Below are 16,077 nucleotides of genomic sequence, written 5' to 3'. Positions count from 1 at the left end.
CTCTCCTTCACTGCTTTTGATCTGCCTTTAACACTTGTATCAGCTCGTCTAACACCACTTCACGCTGCTCTCCTGTTTCCGCATCTTTTACATTGATTTTATTTTGAGCAAGCTCATCTTCCCCTAAAATCGCAATAAAACGTGCGCCGAGACGGTCAGCCGTTTTGAATTGGCCCTTCATCTTTTTATTTTCATAATCGATTTCACTTGAGATGCCCGCTTCTCTCAGTTTGTACACGAGGGAAACGGAATAATCCTTCGCTTTTTCTCCGAGCGTCACGATGTAGCAGTCGATCCCCTGATTGACGGGAAGCTCTGTTTTCTCAGCGTCAATGGCTGCCAGCAGACGTTCGATGCTCATCGCAAATCCGATACCCGGCGCTTCAGGTCCGCCGATCTGTTCAACAAGCCCGTCATAGCGGCCCCCGCCGGCAAGGGTTGTAATCGCTCCGAATCCTTCGGCATTGCTCATAATTTCAAAAGCGGTATGGTTATAATAATCAAGCCCTCTGACAAGGTTCGGATCTATTTCGAACGGGATGCCAAGACCGTTTAAGTATTGTTTTACCTTCTCAAAATAAGCGGCTGATTCTTCATTTAAGTAATCAAGAATGGACGGAGCCGTTTTCATCAGTTCATGTTCTCTGTCTTTCTTGCAGTCAAGAATTCTGAGCGGATTTGTGTGCAGGCGCGACTGGCAGTCTGAGCAAAACTCTCCGATGCGCGGTTCAAAATGTTTGACGAGCGCTTCCCGGTAGGATTTGCGGCTCTCCTGGTCACCAAGGCTGTTCAGCACAAGCTTGACATGTTTCAAACCGGCTTTACGGTAAATACTCATCGCAAGCGCAATGACTTCTGCATCCACGGCCGGATCTTTGGAGCCGATCGCTTCAATTCCGAATTGATAAAATTGGCGGAAACGCCCTGTCTGCGGACGTTCGTAACGGAACATCGGTCCGACATAATAAAGCTTCGTCGGCTGCACCGGGTTCGCAAATAATTTATTTTCATTGAACGCGCGGACTGCGGCGGCTGTTCCTTCCGGCCGAAGCGTCAGGCTTCTCCCTTTACGGTCTTCAAACGTGTACATTTCTTTCTGCACGATATCTGTAGACTCACCGACGCCTCTTGCGAATAATTCCGTATGCTCGAAGATCGGCGTGCGGATTTCTTTATATTGATAAGTGCGGCACGTCTCCCTCATAATTTGTTCGACGAACTGCCATCTGTCTGATTCACCCGGCAGTATGTCCTGTGTGCCTCTTGGAATGTGATATGCCATGTTACAGGCCTCCTTAATGTCTTTCTTCAAATAAAAAAACTCCCGCTCCTACTATACATGTATAGTAGGGACGAGAGTTATACCCGTGGTGCCACCCTAGTTGGAATGCCGAAGCATCCCCGCTCTGACCTTTAACGCAGGTTCACGTCCGCTGCCTAATGACTTGCAAAAGCGTTCAGCAGGGAACCTCCGGAGTGTTGTTTCGAGAAAGATGCAGTGCGGATCCGCTTTCAGCCCGGGACGGTTCCTCTCTTCTCCATGCATTCTGACCTACTCTTCTCCATTATCGGTTCAAAATCGTTATCATGACTTATGTACATCAATTTCTATTATAATAATGGGATTGCACTCCCCTGTCAAGTTTTATTCCGTCTGTTTTTCCTTGCGACCGCTTCTTTCGATAAGAGACCGAACTCCGTCGCCGTCTCTTCAAGAAAACCCGCCTTTTCTCTATCGCTCTGATCACTGAAGTGCAGATTTCCTTCCGCATCGTGCAGCGCGCGTCCCATTTTTGGTTGATATTTCATGATTTGCACACCTTTTCGCTGTATTTATGACTAGTATAAACAAACCATTTTATTTTTATTTAACATTCAGCAAGGAAAATACGATATTATACAAGAATGTATTTTAGTTAGTTCAGAAAGGAGGACAGCCATGAAGAAGAGAACTCTTGCTCTTATTTTATGCGGCGTCATCATCACAGCGCTTCTTCCGTCATTTCACACCGCAATCGCCGCAGAGGGAGAAGCGGTCATCGCGACAGACAAGATCAATGTCAGAGGCGGTCCCGGCCTGAGCTACGGAATAAAGGCTGAAGTAAAAAAAGGGGAAAGATACCCGATCACTAAAGAAGAGGGAGACTGGGTACAGCTTCAGCTGAGCCCCGGTAAAACCGGATGGGTCGTTTCCTGGCTGATATCAAAAACAGCCGGGGGAGCAGACAATTCATCCGCAACAAGCGGAACGGTCACTTCCACCGATCCTGACCTCCGCATCAGAAAAGGCCCGGGGACATCGTATGAAGTCATCGGCAAACTTCCGCAAGGCGCGCATGCATCCGTGCTGGACAAGAACAGCGGATGGGTGAACATTTCTTATCAAGGCACAACCGGGTGGGTTTCTTCCGAATACGTCACCGCGGACAGCGGCGGATCGAATACGAAAGCAACTTCGGCCCGAAGCGGGTCAAAAAACGGGACGGTCGGCGTTTCTTCATTGAATGTCAGAAGTGCAGCATCACATGATTCAGCGATTATGACTAAATTATCACGCGGAACAAAGGTTTCCATCTTAAGTGAAGACCACGGCTGGCTGAAAATTGAAGCAAACGGGCAAAAAGGCTGGGCAGCAAGCCACTACATCATAAAGGATTCTGACTCATCGGACAGCGCATCCGGCTCGGGAGACGGTTCTGCGGGCTCAAGCTCCTCGAAAAAAGCGTATATTGTGTACGGCGGCACCAACTTAAGGAACTCGGCCTCGACTTCCGCTTCTATCGTAAAAAGAGCAGATAAAGGCGCAGCCTACCCGATTGTCGGCTCAAGCGGCAAATGGTATGAAGTCCGGCTTGAAAACGGACAAACCGCATATGTGGCAAACTGGGTCGTACAAACGTCAAAAAGCGGTGAGGAAACAGGCGAAGCACCTTCTCCCAACACGTCAGGCGGCAGCGGCTCACTTAAAAACAAAACGATCGTCGTTGATCCCGGACACGGAGGAAAAGACAGCGGAACGATCGGCTACTCCGGAAAGTTTGAAAAAAACGTAACGATTAAAACCGCTAAGCTGCTGGCCCAAAAATTGAGAGCGGCCGGTGCAAACGTGTATATCACCAGACAGGATGATACATTTATCAGCCTGCAGGCCAGGGTTTCAACCTCTCATTACCGGAATGCGGATGCCTTTATCAGCATTCACTATGACAGCTATGCCGATACGTCAACGCGGGGAAGCACGGCTTATTATTACAGTCCGTCTAAGGACCGCCAGCTTGCCTCAGACGTCCATTCTGAAGTAGTGAAGCGTTCCCCTATCCCGGATCGCGGCGTTCTGTTTGGCGATTATTACGTCCTGAGGGAAAATAAACGGCCTGCCATGCTGTATGAGCTCGGCTATCTCAGTCAACCGCAAGAAGAAACAATCATACATAGCGGCTCTTACCAGGAAAAAGTGACAGACGGAATTGAAAGCGGATTGGAACATTATTTTCAATCATAAAAAAAAGCTGCCGAACGGCAGCTTTTTTATTGTTTAGAATCCATAATCAATGTAATCGGCCCGGAATTCGTCAGCTGAACATCCATCATGGCTCCGAATATTCCGGTTTCCACTTTGACTCCTTTTTCCCGAAGGAGTTCGTTCCACTTTTCATAAAGGAGCACAGCCTGATCCGGTTTAGCCGCATTCATAAAATTCGGGCGTCTCCCTTTCTTCGTTTCGCCGTAAAGCGTAAACTGGGAAACGGATAAAATCTCCCCGCCCGTATCCAAAAGCGATAAATTCATCTTGCCGCTTTCATCATCAAAAATCCGAAGATTCACGATTTTATCCGCCAAGTAAGCGGCATCTTCTTCTGTATCTTCATGAGTGATGCCGACAAGCGCCATAATACCGGGTCCGATCCGGCCGGCGACAGCGCCGTCAACCGTCACACTCGCTTCTGTTACACGCTGAACAACTAATTTCATAGCAAGCTCCTTTTAGTTCATTACCCGGCGGACTGAATAGATGTCTCTGATCTGTTTAATCCGCTCGACCACTTTGTGCAGATGATTGATGTTTTGAATAAAAATCGCCATATGAATCGTAGCGACTTTATTGCGGTCGGATTTGCCGGAGACAGAGGAGATGTTGGTTTTCGTTTCATTTACGGCTTGGAGCACCTCATTTAAAAGCCCGAGACGGTCATACCCCAAAATCTCAATCTCAACGTTATATTCTTTGCGCCTTTGAACCTGTGATTCATGCTCCCATTCAACGGGGATCAAACGTTCCTGCGCTTCATTCGTTTTGACGTTCGGACAGTCATCCCGGTGAACGGATACACCGCGCCCTTTTGTAATAAAACCGACAATATGGTCGCCCGGCACCGGGTTGCAGCATTTCGACAAGCGGACGAGAAGGTTGTCAATGCCTTTTACGCGCACACCCGCTTCCCGTTTTCTCCCTTGCGGATAATGTTTCGGCTCGGAAGTGACTTCCTGAACGATTTTTTCCTGCTCTTCCTGGTCACGCAGCTTCCGTTCTTTTTCGGTGAGCCTGTTGGCCACCTGAAGAGCGGTAATGCCGTTATATCCGACCGCCGCGTACATATCCTCTTCATTTGAGAAATTGAACTTGTCGGCAACTTTTTGAAGATTTTCGAGTGTTAAAACATCTTTCACTTCAAAATCAAGATTTTTAATTTCTTTCTCGACAAGCTCACGGCCTTTTTCAACGTTTTCTTCACGGCGCTGTTTCTTAAAGAATTGGCGGATTTTGTGTTTCGCCTGTGACGTCTGCGCCAGTTTGACCCAGTCTTGGCTTGGACCGTAAGAATGCTTGGACGTCAGAATCTCGACGATGTCGCCCGTCCGGAGCTTATGGTCAAGCGTCACCATTTTTCCGTTCACTTTCGCCCCGATTGTTTTGTTGCCGATCTCCGAATGGATCCTGTAGGAAAAATCAATCGGCACAGAGCCTGACGGCAGTTCAATGACATCGCCTTTTGGCGTAAATACGTATACCATGTCAGAAAACAGATCGATTTTCAGCGATTCCATAAATTCTTCCGCATCGGTAGACTCGTTTTGGAATTCCAGAATTTCACGGAACCAGGACAGTTTTTTCTCAAATGTCGCTTCTTCGTTTGCAGCCTTGCCTTCTTTATATGCCCAGTGTGCGGCCACCCCGTATTCAGCGATCTCATGCATCTCAAACGTTCTGATCTGCACTTCCAGCGGATCGCCTTTAGGCCCGATTACGGTCGTATGCAGAGACTGATACATATTCGGCTTAGGCATCGCAATATAATCTTTGAATCTGCCCGGCATCGGCTTCCAGCACGTATGAATAATGCCGAGTACGGCGTAGCAGTCTTTAATGCTTCCGACAAGAATACGGACGGCGAGCAGATCATATATTTCATTGAACTGTTTATTTTGCAGCGCCATCTTGCGGTAAATGCTGTAGATGTGCTTCGGACGTCCTGAAAAGTCCGCTTTAATATTCACTTCTTCAACGCGTTTTTTCACTTCATTGACAACCTCTTCGACATAAAGTTCGCGTTCCGCGCGCTTTTTCTTCATGAGGTTGACGATTCTGTAATATTGCTGAGGATTCAAATAACGGAGAGCGGTGTCTTCCAGCTCCCATTTGATCTTAGAAATCCCGAGCCGATGGGCCAGCGGAGCGAAAATCTCCAGCGTCTCATTTGAAATTCTCCGCTGCTTTTCCTGCGGAAGATGCTTTAACGTCCGCATATTGTGAAGGCGATCCGCCAGCTTGATCAATATGACTCTGATATCCTGAGCCATAGCGACAAACATTTTTCGATGGTTTTCCGCCTGCTGCTCCTCTTGAGATTTATACTTAATTTTACCGAGCTTCGTCACGCCGTCGACAAGCATCGCCACTTCTTCAGTAAATGCTTCCTTCAGGTCGTCGAGGGTGACATCCGTGTCCTCCACCACATCATGCAGAAATCCGCCCGCAATTGTGGAAGGGTCCATTTCCAGATCGACGAGGATCCCCGCCACCTGAATCGGATGAATGATGTACGGCTCACCTGATTTGCGGTACTGTTCGCGATGCGCGTCTTGCGCATACAGGTAAGCTTTCTCAACAAACGCAATCTGCTCCTCCGGCAGATAAGTGCGCGCTTTATCTATTACTTGCTCGGCAGTCAATACTTGTTCGTTCGCCATGGAATCACCTTTTTTAAATGTAAACTGTATTAGTTTATTATCAAGAAAAAAACGAGAGATGTAAAGGGCAGAAGTTCAAAACACCTAAAGAATCTGTCAGGATGATGAAATAATAGGAAAAAAGCACCCTGACACGAGTGCTTTTTTCCATATGCGGTTAATATTTCATTAATGTTAAAATATCGTAATCGTCAAGCTTGTCTCTGCCGTCAAGGTAAGAAAGCTCGATTAAGAATGCAATACCGGCTACGACGCCGCCCAGTTCTTCGACTAGCTTAATCGTTGCTTCGATCGTGCCGCCTGTTGCAAGCAAGTCATCAGTAATCAGCACGCGCTGTCCCGGCAGGATCGCATCTTTATGAATCGTCAGTACGTCTTTTCCGTACTCCAAACCGTAATCGACTTTAATGACCTCACGCGGAAGTTTTCCTTCTTTCCGAACCGGGGCAAAACCGACTCCGAGCGCGTATGCAACCGGACAGCCGATAATAAAGCCGCGCGCTTCAGGCCCGACAACTAAATCAATTTCTTTTTCTTTTGCATATTCAACAATCTGGTCAGTGGCGTAACGGTATACGTCGCCTTTGTCCATCAATGTCGTAATATCTTTAAATTGTACGCCTTCTTTCGGGTAATCGGGCACAATTGTTACGTATTTTTTAAGATCCATCTGTTCTATGTCCTCCTCGTACTTTCATAAGCCTCTGAACCTTGGTTCATCAGCTTATTCAGCCATTCCTTCAGCTCATGGGCTGCGGAATAATTGAGCTTCTGGTCTAATTCCATCAGCTGCTGTTTTACCTGATAGGTTTGCGAATCTGCCAGGTCGCGTTTTTTCGCGCCGCTCACGACAGACAGCACACCATCTTCTATTTTAACAAAACCGAGATCAAAAAACACCTTTGTCATAAAATTGATTGTGTCAATTGACCATCCTCTGTGTCTCGCAAGCTCTGAACCATGCTTGCCGAAGTCAAAAGCGCCCCTTTTCAAGAGAAATGCGTAAAACCACTTGAAATCATTCCGCGATGGAAATGAGGACAGGAAATGTTCTTCATGATTGATAAAAACAAAATAAATCCGTTCCGGCTTCTTTCCGTCAAGCAAATGCTGCAGGCGATCCGCTGACGGCGGCACATCCAGAAAAACGGCATATTTTCCGTCAAGCTGGAGAACTTCCGCCTCGGATTCCGAAGTGATCTCGGCAAGCTCGCCCGACAGCTCTTTTTCACGGAGCTTCTGAGCGGTTTTTTCGTTAAAGCAGATGAGCACCCGTTTTTCCTTCGGCAGCGCGGTGACCGTGTCTTCCCACGTCCGCTTGCCCCGGATATCAAAAAGCTGCCATTCCGGCACCGCAGCATCTTTAATCATCAGCTGGGGCTTCTTTCTGTTGTTCCATTCATTAATGGACATCTCGCCGACAATGGAAATCGTTGATCCGGGAACAACTCCGGCTTCCAGCTCTCCTTTGTTAAAGCCGACGCAGTCAAGGACGGCGGAATCACTTTTCACCGTCATTTTTACGTGGTTTTTATTCGCTCCGATCAGGCGCACATCATCAAGCACGGCATTTTTCACCATCACATGCGGTTTAGGGTTAAGCATGCCGAACGGCGACAGCATATTCAATTCTGTAATGCTTTCAACGGTTATGTCTTCAACGCCGCAGACAAGATCAACCTCCTGAACGGGAATAAAATCCTCTTCCGTAAGGGTTTCTTCAGCCATTTGATTCAGCCTGTCCCTTAATTCCGCCACATCTTCAGCCTTCAACGTCATTCCGGCCGCCATCGGATGCCCGCCAAAATGAGGAAGAATGTCTCTGCACTGTGAAAGGCTCGTAAAAAGGTTGAAGCCTCTGATGCTTCGCGCCGACCCTTTGGCGATTCCCTGCTCCTCATCTATCCCAAGCACAACAGCGGGCCGGTAAAAACGTTCAGCCAGCTTCGATGCGACAATACCGACGACGCCCGGATTCCAGCCGGCTTTTGCCACTACAATGGCAGACTGGTTTCCGCCTTGCTGCTGAACCATTTCAACAGCCTCTTCGGTCATGGTTTTCACCATTTTCTGCCGCTCTTTATTCAGCCCGTCAATATCCGAAGCCAGTTCCTCCGCTTCAAACTGATCTTCAGTCATCAGCAGGTGTACGGCAGGATCGGCCTGTTCTATTCTTCCGACAGCATTGAGCCTCGGTGCGACCTGAAATCCGATCGTTTCCTCATCAGCTTGTCCGATATCTCCGCCGGAAAGCTTAATCAGAGCTTTGAGGCCCGGCCGATTTGTCGTCCGAAGCCTTTCAATTCCGAGTGACGCAATTAATCTGTTTTCATCATGAAGAGGCACCAGATCTGCAACCGTACCGATTGCCGCCAAGTCCAGCATAGCTTCCGGCAAAGAACCCGTAAGCGCGTGGGCAAGCTTAAACGCCACACCGACGCCGGCTAATTCTTTAAACGGATAGCCGCATCCCGGCTGCTTCGGGTGGATGATCGCAAATACGTCAGGAAGCTCGGGTCCCGGCTCATGGTGGTCGGTAATAATGACGTCTAAGCCCAGCTCTTTTGCGACTTCAGCTTCATGGACGGCGGCGATTCCCGTATCCACTGTAATGATCAGCGAAAATCCCCGCTCTTTTATGGAACGGAAAGCTTGTTCATTCGGGCCGTAGCCTTCTGTAAAACGGTCGGGAATATAAAAGTCAACGTCCGCCGACAGCTGTCTGAGTGCCGTCAGCATCACTGACGTGCTTGTAACGCCGTCTGCATCGTAATCTCCGTAAATCATAATCGGTTCCCCTTGAGAAACCGCCAGTTTTATCCGATCAACTGCTTCCCGCATTCCCTTTAATTCATACGGGTCATAAAAGTCTGCATCCTTTGTATGTAAAAACAGCCTTGCGCTTTCGGCAGTATCAAAACCTCTTTTTACAAGCAGTGATGCCACAAGAGGTGTTATGTCCAATTGTTCTGTGAGTGATTTGACTTTTTCCTGATCCGGCTGCTGGATTTCCCAGCGCATTTTTGACGCTAACATAAATTCACCCCTCAACCACCCTATTATACTAGAGCGGACTGAGGGGTTTCAAATGTTATTCTGATCCTTTTTTCTCTTCAAGCATTTCTTCCGGCGGCGCGGCTGTTTTTTTGCCGTCCGAATCAGCCGTCAATTCACCTGCGGATCTGTTTTCTTTCCGCAGCATTTTAATTTCGCGCTTCAGTTTCATCACTTGAAATATACCGGCTGAAAACACGATCAGCGCTCCCATTAACACAGAGCCTAAAATGACTAAAATCAGCGGCCATTCAGCGGTTCCGAACAGATAATCAACCTCAACCGCCCGCACGTTAATGACAGCAAAGATGGCGACAATCAGAGTAAATAGTAAAGCAAATATAATAGTCCATTGTTTATTCATGCGTCTGCCCCCAATTATTGATTCTTATCTTTTCCCCCGTTTTCCCGGGAGTAAACCCCGGCCTCAGGAAATCCGGGCCGTCAACTGCTCGCGGACCAGCTTTTTCAGTCCGCTTCTTTCTCCCGATATGACGAGGGTGTCCCCTTCTTCAATTACGGTATCAATACCGGGACTCAGCTGTTTTTGCCGGTTTTTCTTCACGATCGCAATAATCTGGACGTTGTAATGTTTCTTGATCTCCAAATCTCCGATTGTACGGCTGACAGCCGGTGCATGAGATTCGGCTTTAAACCACTCAATGACGAGGTCATCAAGCGCGACTTCCACAGATTCCAGCGCTTTCGGCTTATACGTCATCCCGCCTAAAATAGCGGAAATCTGCCTTGCCTCTTCGTCGTTAAATTCAACGGATGCCAAGCATTCGTCATGATCATTCTCATCGAAGTAATAGAGCTCTTTTCTGCCGTCATCATGAAGAATAATACTGATTTTATCGTGATTTTTCGTAATGACTTCTACTTTCTGGCCGATGCCCGGAAGCTCCGACTCACGAACGTTCATAAGAACCCTCCTACATGTTTTTACAATGATGATTGATTATGTAAGCGTATGTCATTATAGCAAATGCAGGTTTTAAGTTCAATGCGGCCTAAAAAAAAACAGGCTGCCTTCCGGAAGACAGCCTGTTTCCTTTTACTCTTCGATTGATTTTTTCCCTCTAAATTCTTTTCCTTTCCATACAAGCCACAGCTGCGCGGCGATGTAAAGAGAGGAATAAACGCCCGTCAATAAACCGACCAATAAGGCGACGGAGAAGTTTGTAATTGACGATGAGCCCAAAATGAGCAGCACGACGACCACAATCACAACGGTCAAGACCGTATTGATCGAACGTGTAAAGGTTTGCTGCAAACTCAGATTCACGATGTGTTCCAGATCGGCAAATGACTTCGGCTTGCGTTTTTTCATCTGCTCGCGTATCCGGTCAAATGTAACAATCGTATCATTTATCGAGTAACCGATTATGGTGAGAATAGCGGCGATAAAGGTTACGTCAACCTCCAGCCTTGTAATGCTGAAAAACGCGACGATAAAGAAAGCGTCATACAGCAGGGATACAATTGCGGCGATAGCCATTCTGTACTCGAAACGTATTGATACGTAAATAATGATGCCGATTGATGCAATGGCGACAGCATATAAAGCATTACGGGCCAGTTCTTTTCCGACTGTCGGCGATACCGTGCTGACGTTCGGTTCAGATCCGTATTTGTCCTTAAAGTACGTTTTGATTTCAGCGATCTTTTCTTTAGATGGCTCTCCGACAAACCTGGCCGCGGCAACATGGTTCTCTTTACCCGAGAGCACGATGTTTTCCGGATCCATGCCGAGAGAGTCAAAGTCTTTTTCAACCTGCTGCGCCGTCAATGCATGATTGCTCTGCACGTCAATCCGCGCACCGCTTGCAAAATCGATTCCCAGGTTGAGCTTAAAGACCAGCAAGATGATAATTCCCGCAATGGTTACAGCGCTTGAGAAAATAAAGAAATATTTTCGCTTGCTCGTGAAATCCCATTTTTGGAATGCCGTATGCGGTTCAGTATTTTCATCCGTTTTTTGAATGTCCATAATATGTTTTTTCTTGACGCCGAACCAGCCTTTTTTCCGGTCAAGCCATCTGCTTTCCACGAGAAGGGAGAGCAGGAATCTTGAAAGGAAGACAGCTGTAATAAAGCTTGTCAGAATTGACAGAATCAGCATCGTCGCAAACCCTTTTACAGAGCTTGTCCCGAAAATAAAGAGCACGACCGCTGCGATGATCGTTGTGATGTTCGCATCGAAAATCGTCGCGAATGACCGTCTGTTCCCTGAACGGAAAGCTGAGCGTACGGATTTGCCGAGTTTCAGTTCTTCTTTTATCCGTTCATAGGTGATGATGTTGGCGTCAACCGCCATCCCGACACCCAAAATGAGAGCCGCAATACCCGGAAGCGTCAGCACCGCCTGCATCCAGTCAAACACTTGAAGCGTAATATACACGTATACAGAAAGCGTAATGACCGCTATGAGTCCAGGCAGTCTGTAATAAAGCAGCATAAATAAGAAAACAATTGCAATACCGATGATGCCGGCCTCTACCGTATCATGCAAAGCCTGCTGTCCGAATTGCGCCCCTACTGAAGTAGAGTATTTTTCGGTCAGTTTCACAGGCAGCGCGCCCGCGTTTAAAATATTGGCCAAGTCCTTCGCTTTTTGAACGGTGAACTGGCCTTCAATCGTGACATCCTTCGTGTTTAATTCCTGGCTCACATTCGGAGCGGATACATATTTCGGATGTTTTTTAACGACTTCTTTTTTAAATGAATCGCCTTTTTGGTAATCAAGCCAGATCACAAGCTGATTATTTGGCGCCATTTTCTTGACTTTTTTCGTCACTTCTCCGAACTTATCCGCATCCTTCAGCTTAACGCTGACAATCGGTTCGTTCGTCGTCGGATCAAAGGTTTGCTTCGCGCCGTTTTCCACGAGATCAGAGCCGTTTAACAGCTCTTTATCATTCGTATCCCTGAACGAGAGCTGCGCTTCCGTTGACAGAATTTCGCGCGCCCTGTTCTGGTTCGTGACGCCAGCCAGCTGAACGCGGATACGGTTATTTCCTTCAATCTGAATGTTCGGCTCGCTTACGCCGAGAACGTTAGCCCGGCGGTTCAGCGCCTGCACCGTGCTGACGAGCACGTCTTTTGTGATTTTATCGCCTTTTTTGACGGGCTGCACATCGTACAGAACTTCAAACCCGCCGCGTAAATCCAATCCTAACGTAATATTATCGGCAGCCGGTTTTGTAAAATACCCCAGCCCTGTGCCGATCAATAATACGATCAGGAAAAACGCAATCAAGCGTCCTTTTTTCATTATGTATTTCCTCCTTAAACCTATGCCGTCAAATCATTATCTCAGCAGTTCATCCAAAGCTTCCTGACCCTCATCGCTTTCCAGCCAATTAGACGACTTAAAAGCTTCAACGGTTGCATAGTTCATAAAATCGCCAATTTTAACTGATAAAATATGACCGGCCAATTCATGCAGCGGCAGTTCCTTTTTCTGTTTCCACTTTTTATGTATTAAGTATGACCATAAACTCTCGTGCTCAACATCATCGTATCCGAGGATTTTGAACTCTTCAAGTTTACTGTACAAGAAAGGCCGCAAATGATCTTTGTACATTTCGGCGGGATGTTTCTCCACTGGGCGCTCGCTCCTTTTTCCATTTTTCTCGAAGACTTGTCATGCTCGGACGACATCGGCGCATATCTTTATTGTATATGATTCCAGGTAGTTTGAGAAGGCAGGGGTTTATAAAATGGCAAAACAGACTTTTTTAAGGGGCACTCTTATTCTCATCGCAGCCGGGATGATTACGAGAATGCTCGGCTTTGTCAACCGGGTGGTTATCGCCCGGTTTATCGGTGAAGAAGGGGTCGGTTTATACATGATGGCTGCCCCGACATTTTTCTTGGCCACCACTTTGACTCAATTCGGCCTCCCCGTTGCCATCAGCAAACTTGTCGCTGAAGCAAGCGCGCGGGGGGACCGGCAGAAAATGAAACACATTTTAGTGATGTCGCTTACCGTCACTGGGATATTAAGTCTCATCTTCACGCCGCTGTTTTTATGCTTTGCGCCGATTATGTCCGAAACGATGCTGACGGATCAGCGCACGGTTTACCCGCTTCTGGCGATTACGCCCGTCGTGCCGATTATCGCGATCTCCAGCGTGCTCCGCGGTTACTTTCAGGGCAGACAGAATATGAACCCGCTGGCGTTTTCCCAAGTGCTTGAGCAGATCGTGCGGATTTCACTTGTCGCAGTCTGCACGACGGTGTTTCTGCCGTACGGGATTGAATATGCCGCAGCAGGAGCCATGATTTCGTCTGTCATCGGGGAGCTTGCCTCTCTTATTTATTTATTCATTTGTTTTAAAGCAAATAAAACAATCAGAATCAGAAAACAATTTTTCAAGTCGATTGCAAATGGAAAAGAAACCTTCCGCCAGCTGATGAGCGTGTCGCTCCCGACAACCGGAAGCCGCTTCATCGGAAATTTATCTTGGTTTTTTGAACCTATTGTCGTCGCGCAGAGCCTTGCGATTGCAGGAGTAGCCACCGCTGCCGCCACCAGCCAGTACGGAGAGCTGACCGGATTTGCCATGACGGTTTTGACGCTGCCCAGCTTTATAACCTATTCTCTGTCAACGGCGCTTGTTCCTGCGATCAGTGAAGGAATGGAGCAAAAAAAGCTGCAAGTTGTCGAATACCGTCTGGAACAGGCGATGAGGCTGTGTCTTTTAAGCGGAGGCATTTCGGTGGTTATTTTATTCTCTTTCGCTGATGAACTGATGTCCGTCATGTACGGATCAACTAGTGCGGCGGTATTTGTTAAAGTGATGGCGCCGTTTTTTCTGCTTTACTATTTTCAGGGGCCCCTTCAGGCGGTGCTGCAGGCTCTCAATTTAGCCGGGGCAGCCATGATGAACAGTTTTATCGGCGCCGCTGTCAAAACCGGCCTAATTTTTGTTTTGGCGACCAGGCCCTCCTTGGGCATCATGGGCGCCGCACTTGCGATTGTAACGGGGATGGTCCTTGTCACCCTGCTGCATGCGGCCACCGTAAGCAAGGTGCTTCCGATCAGCATTAAAATAAAAGAATACGCGCTCTGTTTTGCCGTCATATTCATTTGCGGTTATGTCAGCCGCATCATCAAGCACGCCGTTCATTTTTCAGGATCAGAGGCTGTTAATCTCACAGGCTGGATTGCAATGACCTCGATTTTGTACATTGCGCTTCTTCTGTTATTCAGGCTGATTAAAAGGGAAGAGCTGATCCGGATTCCGGTCATCGGCAAGTTCGTGACGCGGTGAAACCGATTTATGGCTCCCCTTTTTCATCTTTAAGATCAATAAAAAAAGCGCCGTCCGTAAACGTGCAGAATGATATAACCGAAAGATCGCGATATCCTCTTTTTGCTAAATTTTTTTCAAGCCAGTGTTTATCTTTCCCGATTCTGTCCAGATGCTCGTTCTGAATGACCCCGTCAACGATAAGCGATGTTTCCATCTGCTTATCCTTATTGTTTTTCTTTTTGACGATTGACAGTTTGCCCGAAGACTCCAAAATGGCGTACGACACGTCAGAGATTCTATCGATGTTATTCTCCCTCAGCTGCATAAGAAGATCGTCAAAATTGTAGCGCTGCGATCTCATCGCCCGTTCATCAATTTTTCCCTGTTTTATAATAATGGTGGGTTTTCCGTCAAGCAGCTGCCGTATTTTTTGGCTTTTGAGCGAAATAAAAGCAAGGCTTACTTGAATAATCATTAAAACGACAATCGGCACTATTGTGTGCAAAAGCTTATCTTTTACATTTTCAATTGCCAATACGGCAATCTCGGCAATCATAATGGAGACGACAAGGTCTAAAATGCTCAGTTCTCCGATTTCCCGTTTTCCCATCAGTCTGAAAATCACAAGAATGATAAAATAAAGCACAATCGTACGAAACGTAATAATGAAAATATCTTCCATATCGCACCTCCAACGGTCATAGCATTTGCCATCGGCTCTGAATTATGTAATAAACGGGCTGAACATCATGCATTTACGTCTAATTCGAACATTCAGAGAATACATTTAGAAAAAGACGGGCTCCGGCTTGTCATATATCAGGCCGCAGAGCGGAGAGGAGATAAAAATGGAAGAAACGAAACAAGTGGGAAGAGGCGTTTTGTACGGTTTAGTGGCTATTTTTGCGGTGATGCTTCTTACAAGTTTGGCGATTTCGCTTTTACTGACGGTTACCTCAATGGAAGAATCATCTTTCAGCTGGCTGATCACCGCGCTTTCTTTTCTTTCTTTATTTGCGGGAGGTTTTATATCGGGCGGCAAAGCGAAGGAAAAAGGCTGGATGATCGGAGCGTTAACCGCCGTCTGTTTTTCATTAATCATCTTGCTGTTTCAATATTTAGGGTTCGGAAAAACGTTTACATCCGGTCAGCTTTTGTTTCATCTCGGCTTTTTGGGAGTCAGTATGCTGGGCGGCATTTTCGGAGTGAATTTGAAAGGAAGCAGATCAGCGTAATAAAAAAAGAGCGGATTCTCCGCTCTTTTTTTTGTATGTATGAGCTTCGCTGTTATTCAGCGGAAGCTTCTCTGATTGCGCGGCGGTCAAATGTTAAACGGGTGTTATCACCTGTTTTAATGACGACCTTGCTTTCATCAATTGAATCAACAGTGCCGTGCAATCCTCCGATTGTCACCACTGAATCCCCTTTTTTCAGCTCTTCCTGCATCTGGCGTACGGCCTTCTGCTGCTTTTGCTGCGGACGGATGAGCAGGAAATAAAGCACTGCAAACATTAAAATAATAGGAACGATTGTGCCTAAAGTACCCATCTGTTTCCCTCCTTTCAAGAAT

Annotated in this window: 15 protein-coding genes and 1 other annotated feature; of the genes, 3 read left to right on the top strand and 12 right to left on the bottom strand. The window is 47.1% G+C overall.

Annotated elements, in window-relative coordinates; all coding sequences use genetic code 11:
• Nucleotides 1-7: 7 nt before the first annotated feature.
• Nucleotides 8-1,282 carry a histidine--tRNA ligase gene (gene hisS / locus ACWJJ4_RS06745; RefSeq protein ID WP_182069318.1) on the bottom strand — a complete coding sequence of 425 codons (1,275 nt, stop codon included), beginning with the start codon at nucleotides 1,280-1,282 and terminating at the stop codon, nucleotides 8-10.
• Nucleotides 1,283-1,345: 63 nt separating this feature from the next.
• Nucleotides 1,346-1,578 (bottom strand) — a binding site (T-box leader).
• A 60-nt stretch (nucleotides 1,579-1,638) separates the two neighbouring features.
• Nucleotides 1,639-1,809 carry a YrzK family protein gene (locus tag ACWJJ4_RS06740; RefSeq protein WP_003152722.1) on the bottom strand — a complete coding sequence of 57 codons (171 nt, stop codon included), beginning with the start codon at nucleotides 1,807-1,809 and terminating at the stop codon, nucleotides 1,639-1,641.
• A 130-nt stretch (nucleotides 1,810-1,939) separates the two neighbouring features.
• Between ACWJJ4_RS06740 and ACWJJ4_RS06735 the strand changes: the two genes are divergently transcribed.
• The gene (locus ACWJJ4_RS06735) at nucleotides 1,940-3,502 is read left to right on the top strand and encodes an SH3 domain-containing protein (RefSeq protein ID WP_367069099.1); all 1,563 of its coding nucleotides are present in this window, start codon (nucleotides 1,940-1,942) and stop codon (nucleotides 3,500-3,502) included.
• 26 nt (nucleotides 3,503-3,528) lie between these two features.
• On the opposite strand, the gene dtd is transcribed toward ACWJJ4_RS06735, so the two are convergent.
• From dtd to ACWJJ4_RS06695, 8 genes are all read right to left on the bottom strand, one after another.
• On the bottom strand, nucleotides 3,529-3,972 hold the full coding sequence (gene dtd, locus ACWJJ4_RS06730; RefSeq protein ID WP_007408194.1) for a D-aminoacyl-tRNA deacylase: 444 nt from the start codon (nucleotides 3,970-3,972) through the stop codon (nucleotides 3,529-3,531).
• Between the two features lie 12 nt (nucleotides 3,973-3,984).
• Nucleotides 3,985-6,189 (bottom strand): GTP diphosphokinase, encoded by a 2,205-nt coding sequence (relA, locus tag ACWJJ4_RS06725; protein WP_454021522.1) that lies wholly within the window; start codon nucleotides 6,187-6,189, stop codon nucleotides 3,985-3,987.
• Nucleotides 6,190-6,346: 157 nt separating this feature from the next.
• Nucleotides 6,347-6,859, bottom strand: coding sequence for an adenine phosphoribosyltransferase (locus tag ACWJJ4_RS06720; protein WP_003152714.1), 513 nt, complete (start codon nucleotides 6,857-6,859; stop codon nucleotides 6,347-6,349).
• A 5-nt stretch (nucleotides 6,860-6,864) separates the two neighbouring features.
• A complete protein-coding gene (gene recJ / locus ACWJJ4_RS06715; protein ID WP_454021521.1) occupies nucleotides 6,865-9,225 on the bottom strand; it encodes a single-stranded-DNA-specific exonuclease RecJ in 2,361 nt (786 codons plus the stop codon).
• Between the two features lie 55 nt (nucleotides 9,226-9,280).
• On the bottom strand, nucleotides 9,281-9,607 hold the full coding sequence (locus ACWJJ4_RS06710; RefSeq protein ID WP_003152709.1) for a LapA family protein: 327 nt from the start codon (nucleotides 9,605-9,607) through the stop codon (nucleotides 9,281-9,283).
• A 63-nt stretch (nucleotides 9,608-9,670) separates the two neighbouring features.
• Complete coding sequence (locus tag ACWJJ4_RS06705; protein WP_012118088.1) at nucleotides 9,671-10,168, bottom strand: cation:proton antiporter regulatory subunit; 498 nt, start codon at nucleotides 10,166-10,168, stop codon at nucleotides 9,671-9,673.
• Nucleotides 10,169-10,300: 132 nt separating this feature from the next.
• Nucleotides 10,301-12,520, bottom strand: coding sequence for a protein translocase subunit SecDF (secDF, locus tag ACWJJ4_RS06700; RefSeq protein ID WP_454021520.1), 2,220 nt, complete (start codon nucleotides 12,518-12,520; stop codon nucleotides 10,301-10,303).
• Between the two features lie 36 nt (nucleotides 12,521-12,556).
• On the bottom strand, nucleotides 12,557-12,853 hold the full coding sequence (locus ACWJJ4_RS06695; RefSeq protein ID WP_007408189.1) for a post-transcriptional regulator: 297 nt from the start codon (nucleotides 12,851-12,853) through the stop codon (nucleotides 12,557-12,559).
• Nucleotides 12,854-12,968: 115 nt separating this feature from the next.
• Between ACWJJ4_RS06695 and spoVB the strand changes: the two genes are divergently transcribed.
• Nucleotides 12,969-14,525: a stage V sporulation protein B gene (gene spoVB / locus ACWJJ4_RS06690; protein ID WP_454021519.1), complete on the top strand. Its 1,557-nt coding sequence runs from the start codon at nucleotides 12,969-12,971 to the stop codon at nucleotides 14,523-14,525.
• Between the two features lie 7 nt (nucleotides 14,526-14,532).
• Here spoVB and ACWJJ4_RS06685 read toward each other — a convergent pair whose 3' ends face one another.
• A complete protein-coding gene (locus tag ACWJJ4_RS06685; protein ID WP_003152699.1) occupies nucleotides 14,533-15,189 on the bottom strand; it encodes a DUF421 domain-containing protein in 657 nt (218 codons plus the stop codon).
• 166 nt (nucleotides 15,190-15,355) lie between these two features.
• On the opposite strand from ACWJJ4_RS06685, the gene ACWJJ4_RS06680 reads away from it, so the two are divergent.
• Complete coding sequence (locus ACWJJ4_RS06680; protein WP_003152697.1) at nucleotides 15,356-15,742, top strand: TIGR04086 family membrane protein; 387 nt, start codon at nucleotides 15,356-15,358, stop codon at nucleotides 15,740-15,742.
• A gap of 52 nt (nucleotides 15,743-15,794) precedes the next feature.
• Here ACWJJ4_RS06680 and yajC read toward each other — a convergent pair whose 3' ends face one another.
• Nucleotides 15,795-16,055, bottom strand: coding sequence for a preprotein translocase subunit YajC (gene yajC, locus ACWJJ4_RS06675; protein WP_003152695.1), 261 nt, complete (start codon nucleotides 16,053-16,055; stop codon nucleotides 15,795-15,797).
• Nucleotides 16,056-16,077 lie beyond the last annotated feature (22 nt).

The sequence above is a fragment of the Bacillus sp. JK62 genome, from assembly GCF_053663455.1.
This window is presented reverse-complemented; position numbering and strand designations above follow the sequence as displayed.

Bases quoted from the DNA above. Each gene is read 5' to 3' on its own strand.
- hisS (WP_182069318.1), bottom strand. From the start codon at position 1,282: ATGGCATATCACATTCCAAGAGGCACACAGGACATACTGCCGGGTGAA.
- ACWJJ4_RS06740 (WP_003152722.1), bottom strand. From the start codon at position 1,809: ATGAAATATCAACCAAAAATGGGACGCGCGCTGCACGATGCGGAAGGA.
- ACWJJ4_RS06735 (WP_367069099.1), top strand. From the start codon at position 1,940: ATGAAGAAGAGAACTCTTGCTCTTATTTTATGCGGCGTCATCATCACA.
- dtd (WP_007408194.1), bottom strand. From the start codon at position 3,972: ATGAAATTAGTTGTTCAGCGTGTAACAGAAGCGAGTGTGACGGTTGAC.
- relA (WP_454021522.1), bottom strand. From the start codon at position 6,189: ATGGCGAACGAACAAGTATTGACTGCCGAGCAAGTAATAGATAAAGCG.
- ACWJJ4_RS06720 (WP_003152714.1), bottom strand. From the start codon at position 6,859: ATGGATCTTAAAAAATACGTAACAATTGTGCCCGATTACCCGAAAGAA.
- recJ (WP_454021521.1), bottom strand. From the start codon at position 9,225: ATGTTAGCGTCAAAAATGCGCTGGGAAATCCAGCAGCCGGATCAGGAA.
- ACWJJ4_RS06710 (WP_003152709.1), bottom strand. From the start codon at position 9,607: ATGAATAAACAATGGACTATTATATTTGCTTTACTATTTACTCTGATT.
- ACWJJ4_RS06705 (WP_012118088.1), bottom strand. From the start codon at position 10,168: ATGAACGTTCGTGAGTCGGAGCTTCCGGGCATCGGCCAGAAAGTAGAA.
- secDF (WP_454021520.1), bottom strand. From the start codon at position 12,520: ATGAAAAAAGGACGCTTGATTGCGTTTTTCCTGATCGTATTATTGATC.
- spoVB (WP_454021519.1), top strand. From the start codon at position 12,969: ATGGCAAAACAGACTTTTTTAAGGGGCACTCTTATTCTCATCGCAGCC.
- ACWJJ4_RS06685 (WP_003152699.1), bottom strand. From the start codon at position 15,189: ATGGAAGATATTTTCATTATTACGTTTCGTACGATTGTGCTTTATTTT.
- ACWJJ4_RS06680 (WP_003152697.1), top strand. From the start codon at position 15,356: ATGGAAGAAACGAAACAAGTGGGAAGAGGCGTTTTGTACGGTTTAGTG.
- yajC (WP_003152695.1), bottom strand. From the start codon at position 16,055: ATGGGTACTTTAGGCACAATCGTTCCTATTATTTTAATGTTTGCAGTG.